The organism is Streptomyces sp. NPDC005070 (assembly GCF_053600395.1).
Window position 1 is genome coordinate 1 of record NZ_JBSFZS010000134.1, and the last position, 19,655, is coordinate 19,655.

16 protein-coding genes and 6 tRNA genes are annotated in these 19,655 nt (G+C 69.0%); 9 read left to right on the forward strand and 13 right to left on the reverse strand.

All coding sequences use genetic code 11. From position 1 onward, the window contains the following. Window positions 1-34 precede the first annotated feature (34 nt). The 3 genes from ACWEBX_RS31425 to ACWEBX_RS31435 all read right to left on the reverse strand — a co-directional run bounded on the left by ACWEBX_RS31425 (window position 35) and on the right by ACWEBX_RS31435 (window position 730). Window positions 35-107: transfer RNA gene (locus ACWEBX_RS31425), tRNA-Gly, on the reverse strand. Between the two features lie 77 nt (window positions 108-184). Further along, window positions 185-256, reverse strand: a tRNA-Gly gene (locus tag ACWEBX_RS31430). Between the two features lie 156 nt (window positions 257-412). Beyond that, window positions 413-730: a histone-like nucleoid-structuring protein Lsr2 gene (locus ACWEBX_RS31435; RefSeq protein ID WP_355764587.1), complete on the reverse strand. Its 318-nt coding sequence runs from the start codon at window positions 728-730 to the stop codon at window positions 413-415. Window positions 731-1,091: 361 nt separating this feature from the next. Here ACWEBX_RS31435 and purS point away from each other — a divergent pair, with 361 nt between their 5' ends. The 7 genes from purS to purM all read left to right on the forward strand — a co-directional run bounded on the left by purS (window position 1,092) and on the right by purM (window position 9,095). Then, the gene (gene purS / locus ACWEBX_RS31440; protein ID WP_005482678.1) at window positions 1,092-1,355 is read left to right on the forward strand and encodes a phosphoribosylformylglycinamidine synthase subunit PurS; all 264 of its coding nucleotides are present in this window, start codon (window positions 1,092-1,094) and stop codon (window positions 1,353-1,355) included. After that, window positions 1,352-2,032: a phosphoribosylformylglycinamidine synthase subunit PurQ gene (purQ, locus tag ACWEBX_RS31445; RefSeq protein WP_451888180.1), complete on the forward strand. Its 681-nt coding sequence runs from the start codon at window positions 1,352-1,354 to the stop codon at window positions 2,030-2,032. The genes purS and purQ overlap by 4 nt, the downstream gene beginning before the upstream one ends. Further along, window positions 2,029-4,287, forward strand: coding sequence for a phosphoribosylformylglycinamidine synthase subunit PurL (gene purL / locus ACWEBX_RS31450; RefSeq protein WP_451888181.1), 2,259 nt, complete (start codon window positions 2,029-2,031; stop codon window positions 4,285-4,287). The genes purQ and purL overlap by 4 nt, the downstream gene beginning before the upstream one ends. Window positions 4,288-4,619: 332 nt before the next feature. Then, on the forward strand, window positions 4,620-5,414 hold the full coding sequence (locus ACWEBX_RS31455; RefSeq protein ID WP_451888182.1) for a sterol carrier family protein: 795 nt from the start codon (window positions 4,620-4,622) through the stop codon (window positions 5,412-5,414). A gap of 159 nt (window positions 5,415-5,573) precedes the next feature. After that, a complete protein-coding gene (locus tag ACWEBX_RS31460; protein ID WP_451888183.1) occupies window positions 5,574-6,365 on the forward strand; it encodes an META domain-containing protein in 792 nt (263 codons plus the stop codon). Between the two features lie 61 nt (window positions 6,366-6,426). Then, complete coding sequence (gene purF, locus ACWEBX_RS31465; RefSeq protein ID WP_451888184.1) at window positions 6,427-7,953, forward strand: amidophosphoribosyltransferase; 1,527 nt, start codon at window positions 6,427-6,429, stop codon at window positions 7,951-7,953. Between the two features lie 41 nt (window positions 7,954-7,994). Then, window positions 7,995-9,095, forward strand: coding sequence for a phosphoribosylformylglycinamidine cyclo-ligase (gene purM, locus ACWEBX_RS31470; protein ID WP_451888185.1), 1,101 nt, complete (start codon window positions 7,995-7,997; stop codon window positions 9,093-9,095). A gap of 200 nt (window positions 9,096-9,295) precedes the next feature. Here the strand turns inward: purM and ACWEBX_RS31475 are convergent, their stop codons facing one another. Both ACWEBX_RS31475 and ACWEBX_RS31480 read right to left on the reverse strand, forming a co-directional pair. Continuing rightward, window positions 9,296-9,550 (reverse strand): DUF3073 domain-containing protein, encoded by a 255-nt coding sequence (locus tag ACWEBX_RS31475; protein ID WP_037615441.1) that lies wholly within the window; start codon window positions 9,548-9,550, stop codon window positions 9,296-9,298. Between the two features lie 301 nt (window positions 9,551-9,851). Beyond that, window positions 9,852-10,946 (reverse strand): Leu/Phe/Val dehydrogenase, encoded by a 1,095-nt coding sequence (locus ACWEBX_RS31480; protein WP_451888186.1) that lies wholly within the window; start codon window positions 10,944-10,946, stop codon window positions 9,852-9,854. A 222-nt stretch (window positions 10,947-11,168) separates the two neighbouring features. On the opposite strand from ACWEBX_RS31480, the gene ACWEBX_RS31485 reads away from it, so the two are divergent. Further along, a complete protein-coding gene (locus ACWEBX_RS31485) occupies window positions 11,169-12,017 on the forward strand; it encodes a hypothetical protein (protein ID WP_451888187.1) in 849 nt (282 codons plus the stop codon). A 545-nt stretch (window positions 12,018-12,562) separates the two neighbouring features. Continuing rightward, window positions 12,563-12,769 (forward strand): developmental transcriptional regulator BldC, encoded by a 207-nt coding sequence (gene bldC / locus ACWEBX_RS31490; protein ID WP_003949541.1) that lies wholly within the window; start codon window positions 12,563-12,565, stop codon window positions 12,767-12,769. A gap of 468 nt (window positions 12,770-13,237) precedes the next feature. On the opposite strand, the gene ACWEBX_RS31495 is transcribed toward bldC, so the two are convergent. From ACWEBX_RS31495 to ACWEBX_RS31530, 8 genes are all read right to left on the reverse strand, one after another. Beyond that, window positions 13,238-13,429 carry a DUF6274 family protein gene (locus ACWEBX_RS31495; protein ID WP_451888188.1) on the reverse strand — a complete coding sequence of 64 codons (192 nt, stop codon included), beginning with the start codon at window positions 13,427-13,429 and terminating at the stop codon, window positions 13,238-13,240. A 224-nt stretch (window positions 13,430-13,653) separates the two neighbouring features. Beyond that, window positions 13,654-13,728, reverse strand: a tRNA-Asp gene (locus tag ACWEBX_RS31500). Window positions 13,729-13,823: 95 nt separating this feature from the next. Continuing rightward, window positions 13,824-17,801, reverse strand: coding sequence for an ATP-dependent RNA helicase HrpA (hrpA, locus tag ACWEBX_RS31505; RefSeq protein WP_451888189.1), 3,978 nt, complete (start codon window positions 17,799-17,801; stop codon window positions 13,824-13,826). Between the two features lie 70 nt (window positions 17,802-17,871). Continuing rightward, a complete protein-coding gene (locus ACWEBX_RS31510; protein ID WP_451888190.1) occupies window positions 17,872-18,249 on the reverse strand; it encodes a hypothetical protein in 378 nt (125 codons plus the stop codon). Between the two features lie 168 nt (window positions 18,250-18,417). Beyond that, window positions 18,418-18,494 (reverse strand) — tRNA-Phe (locus ACWEBX_RS31515). A 24-nt stretch (window positions 18,495-18,518) separates the two neighbouring features. After that, window positions 18,519-18,593: transfer RNA gene (locus tag ACWEBX_RS31520), tRNA-Asp, on the reverse strand. A 48-nt stretch (window positions 18,594-18,641) separates the two neighbouring features. After that, a tRNA-Glu gene (locus ACWEBX_RS31525) sits at window positions 18,642-18,714 on the reverse strand. Between the two features lie 201 nt (window positions 18,715-18,915). Beyond that, a partial coding sequence (locus tag ACWEBX_RS31530; RefSeq protein WP_451888191.1) for a metallophosphoesterase family protein occupies window positions 18,916-19,655 on the reverse strand: 740 nt, incomplete at its 5' end.

Sequence of the window (19,655 nt, forward strand, 5' to 3'; positions counted from 1 at the left end):
GCCCCGGTCGACTGACCGGGGCCTTTCTTCACTGAGCGGACGACCAGGTTCGAACTGGCGACCTCAACCTTGGCAAGGTTGCGCTCTACCAACTGAGCTACGTCCGCATTGCCTCCGACCGGCTTCCACCAATCGGCGCGATCACCACCCTACCTGATCGACAAGCGATCAGTGAGCGATGCAGAGCGGGTGACAGGAATTGCACACTGCGCCTTCCCCCTGGAAGAGGGATGTTCTGCTACTGAACTACACCCGCACGACCTTCGGGTTCCGGCTTTTCGGCCTGGCCCCTCGGCGTGTTCCAGACTCTAGCCGATCGGGCGGGGGTCAGCGCAAGTCGGTTGTTCCGAGGGCGGCGGAGGGCTCCGGCGGGCACCCCGGGCGGGGTGCCCTGCCCGGTCCGGATGCCGGCTCAGTGCGACTCGGCGAACGCCTCGTAGACCTTCTTGGGGATCCGGCCACGCGGCGGGACGTCCATCTTGTTGGAGCGGGCCCAGGCACGGACCGCCGCGGGGTCGGGCGTCAACGCGGTGTGCGTGTACGCCTTCCCGGACTTCGACCGCTTGCGGCCGGCCTCGACGTACGGCTCGAGGGCCTTGCGCAGTTCCTCGGCGTTGGTGGGATTGAGGTCGATCTCGTACGACTTGCCGTCGAGTCCGAAGGCGATCGTTTCCGCCGCTTCCGAGCCGTCGATGTCGTCAAAGAGAGTGACCACGACACGCTGCGCCACGAATATCGGTCCCTTCGTGCGACACCTTCGCGATCAACGGTCATGACGTGCGCGGACGTCACGGAGTTGTCGGGGAGATGTCGACTGTCCGGCTGTTATCGAGCAAAGTATCGGCTATTGCCAATTCATTTGTACAGTGCCCGGCATTGCATTGTGAAGCCCGACTAAATCCTTCCGCGTGTCCGGTGGCAATGGCCCCCTGCCGCTCTTCTGCGGTTTTTCCCAGGATTTTCCGTGCATGCCCCCGGGCCGATGCGTGATCGTGATCGGGGTCACGTAGGATTCTACGAATCTACGCGAGTAGAAATTTTGTACGGGTAGTCTGAAGGGACCTGCTCAGCACCACACACCGGGAGTGCCAGTGGCACGCGTCGTAGTCGACGTCATGCTCAAGCCGGAGATCCTCGACCCCCAGGGCCAGGCGGTGCAGCGTGCACTGCCGCGCCTCGGTTTCGAAGGTGTCTCCGACGTCCGTCAGGGAAAGCGATTCGAACTGGAAGTGGACGGACCGGTGGACGACGCCGCGCTCGCCCGCATCCATGAACTGGCGGAATCCTTCCTCGCCAACACCGTGATCGAGGACTTCACCGTCAAGGTCGAGGAAGTCGCGGAGGCCGGAAAGTGACCGCTCGTATTGGAGTCGTCACCTTTCCGGGCAGTCTGGACGACCGCGACACGCAGCGCGCGATCAGGCTCGCGGGCGCGGAACCCGTAGCCCTCTGGCACAAGGACAAGGACCTCAAGCAGGTCGACGCCGTTGTGCTGCCCGGCGGTTTCTCGTACGGCGACTATCTGCGGGCGGGTGCCATCTCGCGCTTCTCGCCGGTGATGGAGACCGTCATCGAGCAGGCGAAGTCCGGAATGCCGGTTCTCGGCATCTGCAACGGCTTCCAGGTTCTCACCGAGGCGCACCTCCTTCCCGGCGCGATGCTCGGCAACAACCACCTCCACTTCATCTGCCGCGACCAGAAGCTGCGGGTGGAGAACGCGGGGACCGCCTGGACCGCCGACTACACGGCCGGCCAGGAGATCCACATCCCGCTGAAGAACATGGACGGGCGGTACGTCGCCGACGAGCACACGCTCGACATGCTGGAGGCGGAGGGCCGCGTCGTCTTCCGTTACGAGGACTTCAACCCGAACGGTTCGCTGCGGGACATCGCCGGCATCACGAACGCGGCCGGGAACGTGGTCGGTCTCATGCCGCACCCCGAGCACGCCGTCGAGCCCCTGGTCGGGTCCGGCCGTACCGACGGCCTCCCCTTCTTCACCTCGATCCTCAAGAAGCTGGTCAACGCATGAGCCGTACGCCTCTGGACACGGTCGAGCACGCGGCCGCGACCCCCGACGTCGAGCTGCCCTGGGCCGAACTGGGCCTGAAGAAGGACGAGTACGAGCGGGTCGTCGAGATCCTCGGCCGCCGGCCCACCGGCGCCGAGCTCGCCATGTACTCCGTCATGTGGTCCGAGCACTGCTCCTACAAGTCCTCGAAGGTCCACCTCCGCCAGTTCGGCGAGAAGGCCCCGCAGTCGGACGCGCTGCTCGTCGGCATCGGCGAGAACGCCGGTGTCGTCGACGTCGGCCAGGGCTACGCGGTCACCTTCAAGGTCGAGTCGCACAACCACCCGTCGTACGTCGAGCCCTACCAGGGCGCGGCCACCGGCGTCGGCGGCATCGTGCGCGACATCATCGCGATGGGCGCCCGCCCGGTCGCGGTCGTCGACCCGCTGCGCTTCGGCGCGGCCGACCACCCCGACACCAAGCGCGTCCTGCCGGGCGTCGTCGCGGGCATCGGCGGCTACGGCAACTGCCTGGGCCTGCCGAACATCGGCGGCGAGGTCGTCTTCGACGCCTGCTACCAGGGCAACCCGCTGGTCAACGCTGGTGCCATCGGCGTCATGCGGCACGAGGACATCCACCTCGCGAAGGCGTCGGGCACTGGCAACAAGGTCATCCTGTACGGGGCCCGCACGGGCGGCGACGGCATCGGCGGCGCGTCGATCCTCGCCTCGGAGACCTTCGACGACGCCAAGCCGTCGAAGCGTCCGGCCGTCCAGGTCGGCGACCCCTTCCAGGAGAAGCTCCTCATCGAGTGCACCCTGGAGGCCTTCGCCGAGAAGCTGGTCGTCGGCATCCAGGACCTCGGCGCGGCCGGTCTGTCCTGCGCCACCAGCGAGCTCGCGTCCAACGGCTCCGGCGGCATGCGGGTCACCCTGGACGACGTACCGCTGCGCGACTCCACGCTCTCGCCCGAGGAGATCCTCATGAGCGAGTCGCAGGAACGCATGTGCGCGGTCGTCGAGCCGGCGAAGGTCGACCGCTTCCTGGAGATCTGCGACAAGTGGGACGTCATCGCCACCGTCATCGGTGAGGTCACCGACGGCGACCGGCTGGAGATCTTCTGGCACGGCGGCAAGATCGTCGACGTCGACCCGCGCACGGTCGCGCACGACGGCCCGGTCTACGAGCGCCCCTACGCCCGCCCGTCGTGGCAGGACGCGCTCCAGGCCGACGACGCGAACAAGCTGCCCCGCCCGGCGACGAGTGCCGAGCTGAAGGACCAGGTCCTCCGGCTCGTCTCCTCCCCGAACCAGGCGTCCAAGTCCTGGATCACCTCCCAGTACGACCACTTCGTGCAGGGCAACACGGTGCTGGCCCAGCCCGAGGACTCGGGCATGATCCGCATCGACGAGGAGACCGGGCTCGGCGTCGCCATCGCCACCGACGGCAACGGCCGCTACGCCAAGCTCGACCCGTACACGGGCGCGCAGCTCGCCCTCGCCGAGGCCTATCGCAACGTCGCGACGACCGGTGCCAAGCCGCTCGCCGTGTCCGACTGCCTGAACTTCGGCTCGCCCGAGGACCCGGCCGTCATGTGGCAGTTCGCCGAGGCCATCCGCGGCCTCGCCGACGCCTGCCAGCAGCTGGGCACCCCGGTGACCGGCGGCAACGTCTCGCTGTACAACCAGACGGGCGAGGTCGCCATCCACCCGACCCCGGTCGTGGCCGTGCTGGGCGTCATCGACGACGTCGCCCGCCGCACCCCGGTCGCCTTCCAGGAAGAGGGCCAGCTCCTCTACCTGCTCGGTGACACCCACGAGGAGTTCGGCGGTTCGGCCTGGTCGCAGGTCGTCCACGACCACCTCGGCGGTCTGCCGCCGAAGGTGGACCTGGAGCGCGAGCGGCTGCTCGCCGAGATCCTCATCTCGGCCTCCCGCGACGGCATGATCGACTCCGCGCACGACCTGTCCGACGGTGGCCTCGTCCAGGCCGTGGTCGAGTCGGCGCTGCAGGGCGGCAAGGGCGCGCGGCTGGTCGTCCCCGACGGTCTCGACGCGTTCACCTTCCTCTTCTCGGAGTCGGCGGGCCGCGCGGTCGTCGCCGTCCCGCGTTCGGAGGAGCTCCGCTTCAACGACATGTGCGGTGCCCGGGGTCTGCCCGTCACCCGCATCGGTGTCGTCGACGGTGACGCGGTGGACGTCCAGGGCGAGTTCGCGCTCTCGCTGGACGAGCTGCGCACGGCCCACGAGGGGACCATCCCGGCGCTGCTGGCGTAACCCGCCCGCTTCCGTGGGGGTCCGCCCGCCCGCGTGAAGGCCCCGCCCGTTCCGACGGGCGGGGCCTTCGTCATGCCGGTGACGTCGAGCCCGCTCCCTGGTGCCTGCTCTCCGATGTCCGACTCCCGGCCTGCGTGCTTCCTCGTGTCCTCGTCACGCCGGGACCGGCTCGGTCTCCCGGGGCGGGGCCGGGCAGAGTCCGGTCGCGGCCGACGCGCCCGCACTCGCCGAACGGGTCTCCGCGCTGCTCGCCGAACGGGTCTTCGCGCTGGTGGAACACGGCCTCGCGGACTACGCCCGCGGACCGTGGATCCCGGACGTAGGCTCCCCGTATGACCTCGGCCCGAAAGCGCGCGCGCACCTATGACCCCGCCAAGATCCGTGCGGCGGTGCTCGCCCAGTTCGGGAACGTACGGGACGGTGTACGCGCCCTGGACGAGGAGCGGTTGGCGCGGTCCGCGCGGCTCGGGGACTGGAGCGTAAGGGAGTTGGCCGCGCACATCACGATGTCCCTCGACGTCGTGAGCCGCCAGCTCGGCCTGCCCGCGCCCCCCGTGAAGGAACTCGCGTTGCTGGAATGGCCGTTCGGGACGGCCTCCCGGGCCGGGGCCATCGCCGACGGCACGCGCGCGCTCGCCGCCGCCCACCCCGACCTCGACGCGCTCTACGCCGCCGTCGGCGCCCGCGTCACCGAGCACCTGGCCACGGCCCCGGGTGACCGGCTGCTCGGCGTGCCCGCCGGGGCGATGACCCTCGCCGACTTCCTCGTCACCCGCACCGTCGAACTCGTCGTCCACACCGACGACCTGAACCGCGCCGCCGGCACGGACATCCCCTTCGACCGTCAGGCCCTCGCCGCCTGCACCCGGCTGCTCGCCGACACCCTCGCCGTGAAGGCACCCGGCGCGTCGACCGAGGTCAGGATCCCGCCGTATGCGGTCGTGCAGTGCGTGGAAGGGCCCCGGCACACCCGTGGCACCCCGCCGAACGTCGTGGAGACCGACCCGCTGACCTGGATCCGGCTCGCCACGGGGCGCGTGGAGTGGAAGGCGGCGCTGGACGAGGCGAAGGTCAGCGCGAGCGGCGAGCGCGCCGACCTCGGCGGCCTGCTCCCCCTGATGGGTTAGCCGTCCCGCACCCCGTTTCCGAGCAGCTTGGAGAAGCCCCCGAACCACGCGAAGCGCCCGAACCACGCGCGAACCACCCACGAACCATCCGGTCTCCGCGGACCGGCTTCGCGGCACCGCGGACGGGAACCGCTCGCCCGACCCTCCCGTCACATCGGCATGGACAAGCAGCGAACGACCCTCGCAGTCCTGACCCTGCTGCCCCTCGCCGCCGCGTGCGGCGGTACCCAGGCGGGGAACGGCTCCGCCCGGACGGAGACCGCGCCGCTGACCGGCGTCCACTGGACGGTCGACAGCCTCACCGCGGACGGGAGGACCACGCGGGCGCCCTCGGGGGCGTACCTGCGGATCGGCAGCGACGGTCGCGCCGCCGGCAACCTCGGCTGCAACGGATTCGGCTCGAAGGTCACCTTCACGGGTGACCGGGTCGACTTCGGCGCACTCCGGACGACGGACATGGCCTGCGCGAAGGGCCCGATGGACTTCGAACGGAGTCTGAGCCGCGCTTTCGCGGACCGGGGCCCGCTCACGGCGAAGGCCGGCGGCGGCCGGCTCACGCTCACCGCCGACAACGGCGACCGGATCGGCCTCACCCGGGAGAAGGACGCCCCGCTGCGGGGGACGAAGTGGACGGTCACGGCACTGGGTGACAGCAATGTCTCCCGGCCGCTCCCGAAGGGGGCGAACGCGTACTTCGTCCTGCGCGAGGACGGCACCTTCGAGGGCAGTCTCGGCTGCAACCACGCGTCCGGCCGGGCCACCGTCGGCGACGGACATATCACCCTCGGCAGGGCCCGTACGACCCGCATGATGTGCCAAGACTCACTCATGAGGACCGAGAGGACACTCCTGGGAGTCTTCGACGGCAAGGTCGCCTATGAATTGGATCATCGCAACATCGCGCTGACCAGCACAAACGGCACAGTCGTCAGCGCAGTGGCCGACAAGTGATCCACTCGGGGCCCCTATCCCCAATTCGGACCAGTGGTCGATCTCGCCTACACTCGGTGCCGTGCCACGTGGTGACGGTCGACTCAATCATGATCTGCTCCCCGGTGAGAAAGGCCCCCAGGACGCTTGCGGCGTCTTCGGTGTCTGGGCTCCGGGCGAAGAGGTCGCCAAGCTCACTTACTTCGGGCTCTACGCCCTCCAGCATCGGGGTCAGGAATCCGCGGGAATCGCGGTCAGCAACGGCTCCCAGATCCTCGTCTTCAAGGACATGGGCCTCGTGTCCCAGGTCTTCGACGAAACCTCTCTCGGTTCGCTCCAGGGTCATATCGCGGTCGGTCACGCCCGCTACTCGACCACCGGTGCCTCCGTGTGGGAGAACGCCCAGCCGACGTTCCGTGCCACAGCGCACGGTTCCATCGCGCTCGGCCACAACGGCAACCTCGTCAACACGGCACAGCTCGCCGAGATGGTCGCCGACCTGCCCAAGCAGGAGGGCCGTACCACCCGTGTGGCGGCCACCAACGACACCGACCTGCTCACCGCGCTCCTCGCGGCCCAGGTCGACGACGACGGCAAGCCGCTGACCATAGAAGAGGCTTCCGCCAAGATCCTCCCCCAGGTCAAGGGCGCCTTCTCGCTCGTCTTCATGAACGAGCACACCCTCTACGCCGCCCGTGACCCGCAGGGCATCCGCCCGCTGGTCCTCGGCCGCCTGGAGCGCGGCTGGGTGGTGGCCTCCGAGTCCGCCGCCCTCGACATCTGCGGCGCCAGCTATGTGCGCGAGATCGAGCCGGGCGAGTTCGTCGCCATCGACGAGAACGGTCTGCGGACCTCGCGATTCGCGGAAGCGAAGCCCAAGGGCTGCATCTTCGAGTACGTCTACCTGGCCCGCCCCGACACGGACATCGCCGGCCGGAACGTGTACCTCTCGCGCGTCGAGATGGGCCGCAAACTCGCCAAGGAAGCGCCTGTCGAGGCCGATCTGGTGATAGCGACCCCGGAGTCCGGGACGCCCGCCGCGATCGGTTACGCGGAGGCCTCCGGCATCCCCTTCGGAGCCGGCCTGGTCAAGAACGCCTATGTCGGCCGGACCTTCATCCAGCCCTCGCAGACGATCCGCCAGCTCGGAATCCGCCTGAAGCTGAATCCGCTCAAGGAAGTCATCAAGGGCAAGCGCCTGGTCGTCGTCGACGACTCGATCGTGCGCGGCAACACCCAGCGCGCCCTGGTCCGGATGCTCCGCGAGGCGGGTGCGGCCGAGGTCCACATCCGGATCTCCTCCCCGCCCGTGAAGTGGCCCTGCTTCTTCGGCATCGACTTCGCGACCCGCGCGGAGCTGATCGCGAACGGCATGACCATCGAGGAGATCGGCACCTCGCTCGGCGCCGACTCCCTCTCGTACATCTCCCTGGACGGGATGATCGAGGCCACGACGATCGACAAGCCGAATCTGTGCCGCGCCTGCTTCGACGGCGTGTACCCGATGGAGCTTCCCGACCCCGAACTGCTCGGCAAGCAGCTCCTGGAGACCGAGCTGGCCGCGGGTCCCGCAGCCACGGCCGCGGCTGACGCCATCCGTCGCCCGTAGCGCCGCAGAGCCCCGTTTCACCAACCGAAAGATCCCAGGCAATGTCTGCTGTATCCGATCAGTCGACTTCGTCGACGGGCACCGCTTCCGGCGCGTCCTACGCGGCCGCCGGAGTCGACATCGAGGCGGGCGACCGCGCCGTCGAGCTGATGAAGGAGTGGGTGAAGAAGACGCAGCGCCCCGAGGTCCTCGGCGGCCTCGGCGGCTTCGCCGGTCTCTTCGACGCCTCCGCCCTCAAGCGGTTCGAGCGTCCGCTGCTCGCCTCCGCCACCGACGGTGTGGGCACCAAGGTCGACATCGCCCGGCAGCTCGGCGTGTACGACACCATCGGCCACGACCTCGTGGCGATGGTCATGGACGACATCGTGGTGTGCGGCGCGGAGCCGCTCTTCATGACCGACTACATCTGCGTGGGCAAGGTCCACCCGGAGCGGGTCGCGGCCATCGTGAAGGGCATCGCCGAGGGCTGTGTCCTCGCGGGCTGCGCCCTGGTGGGCGGCGAGACGGCCGAGCACCCCGGTCTGCTGGGCCCGGACGACTTCGACGTGGCGGGCGCCGGCACCGGCGTTGTCGAGGCCGCCGAGCTGCTCGGCCCGGATCGCATCCGTACGGGTGACGCGGTGATCGCCATGGCGGCCTCCGGTCTTCACTCGAACGGGTACTCACTCGTCCGGCACGTGCTCTTCGACCGGGCGAACCTGCGCCTGGACCAGCACATCGAGGAATTCGGCCGCACGCTCGGCGAGGAGCTCCTGGAGCCCACCAAGATCTACTCGCTGGACTGCCTGACGCTGACGAAGAGCACCGCGGTGCACGCGTTCAGCCACATCACCGGCGGCGGTCTGGCGGCCAACCTGGCGCGTGTCATCCCGGACGGCCTGCACGCGGTCGTCGACCGTGGCACGTGGACCCCGGCGCCGGTGTTCGACCTGGTCGGCAGGACCGGCGGTGTCGAGCGTCTGGAGCTGGAGAAGACGCTGAACATGGGCGTCGGCATGATGGCGATCGTGCCCGAGGAGTCCGCCGAGGTCGCCCTCGCCGTCCTCGCGGACCGCGGCGTGGAAGCCTGGGTCGCCGGTGAGATCACCGAGCGCGGGGACCACACGACGGGCGCGGAGCTCATCGGCGACTACGCGAGCTGAAACGGGTGACGGGAGCCGAGGTCCGCGGGCACGCGGGCCGAAGCTCCCGGAGCAGCACGAAACCCGGTCCGGCGTTGAAGCCCCGGACCGGGTGAAGTGCAGTCGCTACGAGAAAACCGCCAGGCGGGATCTGCCAGAAACCCACGCCAGGAGATCCGCCACCAGAAGAGATCGCGGAAACTGCGAGGGACGCTGTTGCGTCAAGCGCCGCGACGTTGCGACTGAGGGCCGGACTGGTCGTCCTCGTCCTCGTCGTCGTCGTTGTAGAGATCCGCGTACTGTGCGTACGGGTCGTCTTCCTCGTCGTCGTCCTCGAACGGCTCGCCATTCGGCGGCTGGCTCGAAGTCGAAGCGCCCAGCTCATTGGCCAGACGCGAGAGGTCAGTCCCGCCGCTGCTGTACTTCAGCTGGCGGGCGACCTTCGTCTGCTTGGCCTTTGCCCGGCCGCGCCCCATGGCTCGACCCCCTCGGATACGGGGCTCGACGGCCCCAGAGTCTTGACACGCGTTCATGATCTGGAACGGACTCTCCGTGGAGAGACCGGTCCGTAGGGCTTCCACGGTACCTGAGCCCGCGCCCATACGGTACGTCGCCCGCAGCACGCGCCTTCGCCCAGCACCAGCGAGGTGCCCTGTCCTCGCTGGTCAACCGCGATTTTAACCTCTTCTTGGCGCCCGACCCGCCGACAGACGTGAGAGTTCTCTCCCAACCGCCCACCGACGGGTCCCTGACAAGCGCTGATGGCCCCGGAAGGGGTCAGCGGCGGCGCGCCTCCGCCATGCGCTGCTCGGCGATCCGGTCGGCCGCCGCGGCCGGCGGAATCCCGTCCTGCTTCGCACGTGCGAATATGGCCAGCGTGGTGTCGAAGATCTTTGTGGCCTTCGCCTTGCACCGGTCGAAGTCGAAGCCGTGAAGCTCGTCGGCGACCTGGATGACACCGCCCGCGTTCACCACGTAGTCGGGCGCGTACAGGATCCCGCGGTCCGCGAGGTCCTTCTCCACACCCGGGTGCGCGAGCTGGTTGTTGGCCGCGCCGCACACGATCCGGGCCGTGAGTACCGGCACGGTGTCGTCGTTGAGCGCGCCGCCCAGCGCGCAGGGCGCGTAGATGTCGAGGCCCTCGATGCGGATCAGCGTCTCGGTGTCCGCGACGGCCGTGACACCGGTGGGGTGCCGGTCCAGGATCCGCCGCACGGACTCGGCCCGCACATCCGTGATCACGACCTCGGCGCCGTCCTCGCGCAGGTGGTCGACCAGGTGGTGGCCGACCTTGCCGACGCCGGAGACGCCGACCTTGCGGCCGCGCAGGGTCGGGTCGCCCCACATGTGCTGCGCGGAGGCCCGCATGCCCTGGAAGACACCGAAGGCGGTCAGGACCGACGAGTCGCCCGCGCCGCCGTTCTCCGGGGAGCGTCCGGTCGTCCACCGGCACTCGCGCGCCACGACGTCCATGTCGGCGACATAGGTGCCGACGTCGCACGCGGTGACGTACCGGCCGCCGAGCGAGGCGACGAACCGGCCGTAGGCGAGGAGCAGCTCCTCGGACTTGATCTGCTCCGGGTCGCCGATGATGACGGCCTTGCCGCCGCCGTGGTCGAGCCCGGCCAGGGCGTTCTTGTACGACATCCCGCGCGCGAGGTTGAGGGCGTCGGCGACGGCCTCCTGCTCGCTCGCGTACGGGTAGAAGCGCGTGCCGCCGAGGGCGGGGCCCAGGGCGGTGGAGTGGAGGGCGATGACGGCCTTGAGGCCGCTGGCGCGGTCCTGGCAGAGCACGACTTGCTCATGACCCCCCTGATCCGAGTGGAACAGGGTGTGCAGTACATCAGCAGGCGCGCCGGTTACGTCGGTCACTGTGGTGACTCCCAGGTAAAAAGCGGCGGTTGGGTGCGGGGCCCGTGCGGATGGCAGGCTCCGTGGGAATGAGACTAGAGCCTGTGCCGACCCGCCCTCGGCGCAGTGGTCAGGATCACCTACGGGCGGGGCACGGCCATGGTTCGATTTGCATAGATTTCTCTTCAGGTTCCGATCGGTTCTCGCTGGTTTTCCCGGTGCTCGGCGGGGGAGGGAGCAGGCGTGCCCAAGGTGTCCGCGGTGATCGTCCCGTACACGTCGTACTTGCGGGTGTACGAGCCACTGGCCGCGTTCCCCGAGTCCGAGCGCGCCCACTGGACGCGCTACGCCCAGCGCGCCGAGCGCCCCTCGTACCAGGACGAGCTGCGCCGCTCGCTGGCCGATCTGCTGCCCACCCCGCCGGTCCCCGTCCCGGTGCACGAGAGCGGTGACGCGCTCGTCGCCGAGGTCGACGGGGTGGTGTGCGTCTGCCCCTGGCGCACCCGGCTGCGCGGCTGGCAGGCCCTGGACGAACTGGGCGACGAGCTCCCCACGTCGGTCCTGGACGCGGTGCTGCCGCCGCTGGTGCGCCGTCAGGCCGCCCTCGACTACGAGCGCTGGCTGGCGCGCAACCCCGACGCCCGCCCGTGGATCCGCACCTCGACCTGGCAGGTGCCGCTGAACTGGTTCGTGCTCGTCACGGACGAGGAGCGGGAGTACGAGAAGGGGACGGGCCCGGCCGGAGCCGCGCCACTGCTGCGCTACCGGACGCCGATGGTGCAGGCGCGGCGGCGAACGGCCCGGGCCCTGCGGACACTCCGGGACGCGATGGACGAAGGGCCGCTCATCGAGGGACTGGTGGACGTGGGGCGCTGGCTGGAGGAGTTCCATCCGCGCTCGCTGGTCGAGCTGGACTACGGCGGGCTCGTGCACACGCTGCCGGCCGGCCAACTGGAGGGCGACCACTCCGCGGCGGACGTGGCCGAGGGCATCGAGGCGCTGCGCACCGGGGACGGGGCGACGGCGGGCGAGTCGTACGGCCGGCTGGTGGAGCGCTGGCGGTCGGTCAGGGACCGGCGTTCGGCGAACTGAAGTCACCGCGTCCGGTTGTGATCTGGCTCTCACAGGTTTGGGGTCGAACTCGCGTATGGTCCTCACACGCTGAAGAACCCTCACGTCCAGGACGTAGGCCCCGATCCGGGCGTATACGTCAACAGGTGTCAAGCGTGACGGACGGCACTTACCCGGCTCTTGCATCGCTTCCCCCTCCTCGTGTCAAAATAGGACAAGGAGCCCGGGGGAGGGCTCCCTCCGCCCGCTTTTGGGGGGGAATCTCGGCATTGCGCGCTTTTAGGGCGTCTGGTGACTCCTGATCGCCCCTGTGACTGATCGTCACAGAGGCGTGACTGTCCGCTATGGCATGGTCCATCGGCTTCCGTCGCTGATGAACACCTGGGAGGGCAATTCCATCGGTTTGGCCGACGCGGCTGGACGGATGGTGTAGTTGTAGTGCCGAGGACAAGCCGTTCGTCCTATAACCGACTCGACTCGCGTCCGCCATTTCGGGCAACGCGGGTCAAGGTGCAGAATTTAGAGGAAAGAACCGAGAAGGTTCGGTTCTCCCGAGGAGGCCGCTCATGACCGCTCGCACCCCTGATGCCGAGCCGCTGCTGACCCCCGCTGAGGTCGCCACGATGTTCCGCGTCGACCCCAAGACGGTCACGCGGTGGGCGAAGGCCGGCAAGCTCACGTCCATCCGCACGCTCGGTGGGCACCGTCGTTACCGCGAGGCTGAGGTCCGCGCACTGCTCGCGGGTATCCCGCAGCAGCGCAGCGAAGCCTGAGTCACCGCATAACCGGACAAGTCGACGGATCCCCCAACCCGTCGAGGCGTCCACACCACTGCTCCAAGCGACGCGGGTTCTGCCCCAACAGAGCTCACGCCCAAGCGTTTTTGCCACATGAACAGGGTGCGTCGTAGATCGCGCTGGACTCCGCCGGGTCCAGCGCGATTTTTTTTGTGCGTTCCACCGGTCCCGGCAGGGAGCCTGTGAGCGGCCTTGTCGGAGTCTGGGGGTGGGTGTCGGATCGGCTGTGGAAGCCCTCGACCAGGAGTGCAATTGCACATATTAAATTGACTGGTTGTAGGAGGGGGGTAAGTTCCACACTTCTGAAAACATATGCGGTGACTCCCGTCACATGCCACAGTCCTTGTCCCCCGAGAGCCTTCTGCGCTAGGGGAGTTGGGCTCGTGAGGGGGCGTGTCGCGCCTGGTCGCGCAAGGGGGCGAGGGCCGCGGAGGCGGCCCCGGGTCACGCCGTCGAGGAGCTCTCGTCCTCGGGGGAGCTCTCGGGTTCCTGCTCGTCGTTCGGGACGGCTTCCATGGCCAGCCGGGCGAGCTGATGGCAGATCGGACAGTGCCGCGTCAGATGGCGGTACCCGGAGGCCGCCGCCAGGTGGGCTCGGAGCAGAGCCCGGGTCTCGTGCCGGGCGGACACCGCCATGCGCACCTCCAGAGGGCCGGCAGGGCGAGTGGCCCTGGCTTCCGGGGTACCGGCGGAATGTGACGCCGTCAAGGGAAGGGAACGGGCCGCGGAGACGGTTCCGGAGGCCCTGAAGGCCGTACGCGGACAGGTGCGCGCACGCGAACAGCAGGCCCGGTCCCCGGCCCGGGCCGGTGCGGACACGCGAAAAGGCCCGGAGCCGAAGCTCCGGGCCTTTCCTCATGCGGTCCTGACGGGATTTGAACCCGCGGCCTCCACCTTGACAGGGTGGCGAGCACTCCAAACTGCTCCACAGGACCTTGATTCGCAGCGACTTGTTCGTGCGCTGTGCTGCGAAATGAGACTGTACATGAGCTCAGCGTCGGGGTCGAACTCACCGCCCGTGCGGGCGCCGTTACGGCGCGGCGGCGTCGATCGCCTTCACGATCCGCTTGTCGGAGACCGGGTACGCGGTGCCGAGCGCGTGGGCGAAATAGCTGACCCGGAGCTCCTCGATCATCCAGCGGATGTCCAGGACCGAGGCGGGCACCGGCCGGCCCTGCGGGAGCTGCTCCAGGAGCCAGGCGTACTCGTCCTGCATCTCGTGGACCTTCTCCATGCGGCTGGTGTCCCGCTGGACACCGGTCGGCATCTGCTGGAGACGGCGGTCCGCGGCGACCAGATAGCGCATCAGGTCCGGCAGCCGCCGCAGTCCCGTCGCCGTGACGAAACCGGGCTTCACAAGGGCGTCGAGCTGCTGTCGTACGTCCGCCAGGTTCGCGAGCAGGGTCGGGCTCCTGACGCCCTTCAGACGGCGCTCACAGGCCTGCCAGGCGGCGAGCACCTGCTGCACCTGCCCGACCGTGCGCACGGTCGTGTCGACGATCTCGGCGCGCACCTTGTCGTACAGCTTCCGGTAGGACTCTTCGTCCCACACCGGGCCGCCGAAGTCCGCGATCAGCTTGTCCGCCGCCGCCATCGCGCAGTCGTCGAAGAGCGCCTGCACCGAGCCGTGCGGGTTCGCGGACAGGGCGAGCTTCTGGGCGTTGGTGAGCTTGTCCGAGGCGAACTTGCCCGGGTTCACCGGGATGTTCCGCAGGATCAGCCGGCGGGTGCCCTTCCACATGGCCTCGGCCTGCTCGGCCTCCGTGTCGAAGAGCCGCACGGACACGGTGTTCGCCGCGGGACCGTCGTCGACGAGCGCCGGGTACGCCTTCACCGGCTGGCCGGCCCGGCGCGTCTCGAAGACCCGCCGGAGCGAGCCGATCGTCCAGTCCGTCAGCCCCGAGCGTTCCAGGGACTCGCCGCCCTCGCGTTCCGCCGTCGCCGCGGCGGCCTGCGAGATCGCCTGGCGCGCCTTCGGCTTCAGCCGGATCTTGAGGGCTTCCAGGTCCTTGTCCTCGGCGAGCTTGCGGCGCCGCTCGTCGACGATCCGGAAAGTGATCTTCAGATGCTCGGGGAGCCGTGACCAGTCGAAGTCGTCGGCCGTCAGCGGCACGCCGACCATGCGCTTGAGCTCGCGGGCCATGGTCAGGGTCAGCGGCTCCTGGAGCGGTAGGGCCCGCTCCAGGAATTTCTGGGCGAAGTTCGGGGCGGGAACGTAGTTCCGCCGGATCGGCTTCGGGAGCGAACGGATCAGCTCCGTCACCACTTCCTCCCGCAGCCCCGGGATCTGCCAGTCGAAGCCGTCGTCCGTGACCTGGTTCAGAACCTGGAGCGGGATGTGGACGGTCACGCCGTCCGCGTCCGCGCCCGGCTCGAACTGGTAGGTCACCCGGAACTTCAGCCGCCCCTGGAGCCAGGAGTCGGGATAGTCGTCCTTGGAGACCGCGCCCGCCCGGTCGTTGATGAGCATCGAGCGCTCGAAGTCGAGGAGTTCGGGCTCCTCGTGCCGCTTGTGCTTCCACCAGGAGTCGAAGTGCGCCCCGGACACGACGTGTTCGGGTACCCGCTGGTCGTAGAAGTCGTACAGGGTCTCGTCGTCGACCAGGATGTCGCGGCGACGGGCCCGGTGTTCCAGCTCCTCGACCTCGGTGAGCAGCTTGCGGTTGTCGGCGAAGAACTTGTGGTGCGTGCGCCAGTCGCCCTCGACGAGGGCGTTGCGGATGAACAGCTCGCGGCTGGCCTCGGGGTCGATCCGGCCGTAGTTCACCTTCCGCTGCGCGACGAGCGGTACGCCGTACAGCGTGACCTTCTCGTACGCCATCACCGCGGCCTGGTCCTTCTCCCAGTGCGGTTCGCTGTACGTCCGCTTGAGGAGATGGCCGGCCAGCGGCTCGACCCACTCCGGCTCGATCCGGGCGTTGACGCGCGCCCAGAGCCGCGAGGTCTCGACGAGCTCGGCGGACATCACGAAACGCGGGGGCTTCTTGAACAGCGCCGAACCCGGGAAGATCGCGAACTTGGCGCTGCGCGCACCCAGGTACTCGTTCTTGCCCGTGCTCTTGCCGCTCTCCCCGCCGGTCTCCTTCACGTCCTTCATGCCGACGTGGGAGAGCAGACCGGCGAGCAGCGACACATGGACGCTCTGCTCGGGCGCGTCCTCCTCGTTCAGATGGATGCCCATCTGCTTGGCGACGGTGCGGAGCTGGCTGTAGATGTCCTGCCACTCGCGGATGCGCAGGAAGTTCAGGTACTCCTGCTTGCACATCCGGCGGAACGCGGACGAGCCCCGCTCCTTCTGCTGCTCACGGATATAGCGCCACAGGTTGAGGAAGGCCAGGAAGTCGGAGGTCTCGTCCTTGAAGCGGGCGTGCTGCTGGTCGGCCTGCGCCTGCTTGTCGGAGGGCCGCTCGCGCGGGTCCTGGATGGAGAGCGCGGCCGCGATCACCATGACCTCGCGCGCACAGCCGTTCTTGTCGGCCTCCAGGACCATCCGGGCGAGCCGGGGGTCGACGGGGAGCTGGGCGAGCTTGCGGCCGGTCTGCGTGAGCCGCTTGCGTACGTCCTGCTCCGTCGGGTCCAGCGCGTTCAGCTCCTGGAGGAGCTGGACGCCGTCGCGGATGTTGCGGTGGTCCGGCGGGTCGATGAAGGGGAACTTCTCGATGTCGCCGAGGCCGGCCGCGGTCATCTGGAGGATGACGGAGGCGAGGTTCGTACGGAGGATCTCGGCGTCGGTGAACTCCGGCCGGGAGACGAAGTCGTCCTCCGAGTACAGCCGGACGCAGATGCCGTCGGACGTACGGCCGCAGCGGCCCTTGCGCTGGTTGGCGCTGGCCTGCGAGACCGGCTCGATGGGCAGCCGCTGCACCTTCGTGCGGTGGCTGTACCGGGAGATGCGCGCGGTGCCCGGGTCGATCACGTACTTGATGCCCGGGACGGTCAGGGAGGTCTCGGCGACGTTGGTCGCCAGAACGATCCTGCGCCCGGTGTGCGCCTGGAAGACGCGGTGCTGCTCGGCGTGCGAGAGCCGGGCGTACAGCGGCAGGACCTCGGTGAAGCGGTAGTTCTTCTTGGTGATGGCGTCGGCCGTGTCGCGGATCTCGCGCTCGCCGGAGAGGAAGACGAGGATGTCGCCCTTGCCCTCGGCCTGGAGCTCCTCGACGGCGTCGCAGATCGCGGTGATCTGGTCGCGGTCCGCGTCCTCGGAGTCCTCCTCCAGGAGCGGGCGGTAGCGCACCTCGACCGGATACGTCCGGCCGCTGACCTCGACGATCGGGGCGTCTCCGAAGTGCCGGGAGAAACGCTCCGGGTCGATCGTCGCCGAGGTGATCACGACCTTGAGGTCGGGGCGCTTGGGCAGGAGCTGGGCGAGATAGCCGAGCAGGAAGTCGATGTTGAGGGACCGCTCGTGGGCCTCGTCGATGATGATCGTGTCGTACGCGCGCAGCTCGCGGTCCGTCTGGATCTCGGCGAGCAGGATGCCGTCCGTCATCAGCTTGACGAAGGTGGCGTCCGGGTTCACCTGGTCGGTGAAGCGGACCTTCCAGCCGACGGCCTCGCCGAGCGGTGTGTCCAGCTCGTCCGCGACCCGCTCCGCCACCGTACGGGCGGCGATACGACGGGGCTGGGTGTGCCCGATCATGCCGCGCACGCCACGGCCCAGCTCCATGCAGATCTTCGGGATCTGGGTGGTCTTGCCGGAGCCGGTCTCACCGGCGACGATCACGACCTGGTGATCGCGGATGGCCTCCGCGATCACGTCCTTCTTCTGGCTGACCGGAAGCTGCTCGGGATAGGTGATCGCGGGCACGCGGGCGCGGCGCTCGGCCATCCGGGTCTCGCCCCTGGCCACCTCCGCCTCGATCTCGGCGAACACGGCGGAGCGGGCCTCGGGCTTGCGGATCTTGCGCGCGCCTTCGAGCCTGCGCCCGAGCCGGTGCGCGTCGCGCAGGGACAGCTCGGACAGGCGGGCGGCGAGATCGCCGAGGGCGGGGGCGGGGTGCGTAGACATACGCGATCCAGGATCTCATCCCGGGGAAATCCCTGGCGAACCCTTTTGCGCCCGCCGCGTCGGGGCGTGGTCAGGGGGCGCGCTGCGGGGGCGGCGCGGGGGCCTCGGCGGCGGGGGTGGCGGGCGCTGGGGTCCCGGCGTCGGGCGCGGAGGTTCTGGGGGCGGCGTGCCCGGGCTCCCGCCGGGACGCCGATCCCAGGGCGATGGACCGGGCGGTGTTGGAGATGGCCTTGATGCCCAGGTAGGCGGTGGTCATGCTGCTCACCGCGGTGAACGCGGCGGTGAGCACGCCGACGATCACGGCCTTGTCGCCGTCGAGCCGCCAGACCCCGAAGACCGCGACGCCGGCGATGGCCAGATTGCTCATGACGACCGCGATCAGCCCGTACCGCGCCCGGTCCTTCTCCAGCTCATTGTCCCGCGCCGCCGCGGTCTCGTCCCGGCTCATGTCATCCCCCCGAAGAACTGATCGATCAGCCAGAGAAGCTAGCGTCGACCGGGTGCGGTGCCAAGCGGACCGTCTCTTACCGGTCACGCCCGGTGTGCGGAGGGGAACCCCCAAGGTCCCGCGAACGACGAAAACCCCCTCCGGTTGACCCGGAGGGGGTTTTCGTTCTGGTGGCTGGGGCCGGGGTCGAACCGGCGACCTATCGCTTTTCAGGCGATCGCTCGTACCAACTGAGCTACCCAGCCACGAGGCTTCCGAAGAAACCTCAGCGGTCCTGACGGGATTTGAACCCGCGGCCTCCACCTTGACAGGGTGGCGAGCACTCCAAACTGCTCCACAGGACCCAGCTTTGTGTGCGAACCAGTGACGCTAGTGTCGCACACGGTATTGCGTGCCCCCAACGGGATTCGAACCCGTGCTACCGCCTTGAAAGGGCAGCGTCCTAGGCCGCTAGACGATGGGGGCGAACAGCCGTACCGCTCTGCTTCGTCTTCGCGTTCCCGAGGGACGTGAGAAGCATGTGACTTCACTTCGCCCCGAAGGGGTTCCGCTTCTCCTTCGCTTCGACGGAAGCTCGGGACGGTCAAGCCCTGACCGGCGCCCTTGGGCACGAACAGACTGTACTACGTGGCCCGGACGCGGACCAAACCGGATTAGGGAGGGGGCTCAGGGCCGGTTCTCCTCGGGAAGGTGGCGGCTGACCTCGGCCGTCGTGAGGCCGAGACCGCCCAGCCTGATCTCGTCCCAGGCCTGGAGCCGGCGGGTGTCCCGGTCCAGATAGAGGACCGAGGCCTCGATCGGGGCCGGGTACTCGCGCTCGACGGCCCGCAGCCCGCTTCCGCCCGTCGAGCCCTCGACGCGCAGCCGGGTCCCGTACTTCATGACCTCCATCTCCTCGTGGTGCAGATGCCCGGCGAGCACCAGCGGCACCTGCCCGTCCGTCCCGCGGGCCGCGAGCGGTTCGTGGGCGACGGCGATGTCGACCGGGGTGCCCGCGGCGCGCTGGTCGCGCAGGGCCGAGGCCAGTCGGGCTCCCGCGAGGTCCTCCGCCGCGTCGCCGCCCGGTGCGACCGCGCGGTCCGGGGTGAACTGGGGGTCGCCGATGCCGGCGAAACGCAGGCCCGCGACCGTGACCGCGCGGCCGTCGTCGAGGACGCGCACGTTCTTCAGGTGTTCGAGGTAGCGCTGCGTCTCCCGCGAGTCGTGGTTGCCGCGGACCCAGACGTACGGGGCGCCCAGGTCGGGGATCGGGTCGAGGAAGCCGTTCTCGGCCGCCGAGCCGTGGTCCATCGTGTCGCCGGAATCGACGATCACGTCGACCGCGTACTGCTTCACGAGCGAGGCGATGATCTTCCAGCTCGCCGGGTTCAGATGGATGTCGGAGACGTGGAGCACCCGGATCGTGG

Bases quoted from the DNA above. Each gene is read 5' to 3' on its own strand.
- purL (WP_451888181.1), top strand. From the start codon at position 2,029: ATGAGCCGTACGCCTCTGGACACGGTCGAGCACGCGGCCGCGACCCCC.
- ACWEBX_RS31455 (WP_451888182.1), top strand. From the start codon at position 4,620: ATGACCTCGGCCCGAAAGCGCGCGCGCACCTATGACCCCGCCAAGATC.
- ACWEBX_RS31460 (WP_451888183.1), top strand. From the start codon at position 5,574: ATGGACAAGCAGCGAACGACCCTCGCAGTCCTGACCCTGCTGCCCCTC.
- purM (WP_451888185.1), top strand. From the start codon at position 7,995: ATGTCTGCTGTATCCGATCAGTCGACTTCGTCGACGGGCACCGCTTCC.
- ACWEBX_RS31475 (WP_037615441.1), bottom strand. From the start codon at position 9,550: ATGGGGCGCGGCCGGGCAAAGGCCAAGCAGACGAAGGTCGCCCGCCAG.
- bldC (WP_003949541.1), top strand. From the start codon at position 12,563: ATGACCGCTCGCACCCCTGATGCCGAGCCGCTGCTGACCCCCGCTGAG.
- ACWEBX_RS31495 (WP_451888188.1), bottom strand. From the start codon at position 13,429: ATGGCGGTGTCCGCCCGGCACGAGACCCGGGCTCTGCTCCGAGCCCAC.
- hrpA (WP_451888189.1), bottom strand. From the start codon at position 17,801: ATGTCTACGCACCCCGCCCCCGCCCTCGGCGATCTCGCCGCCCGCCTG.
- ACWEBX_RS31510 (WP_451888190.1), bottom strand. From the start codon at position 18,249: ATGAGCCGGGACGAGACCGCGGCGGCGCGGGACAATGAGCTGGAGAAG.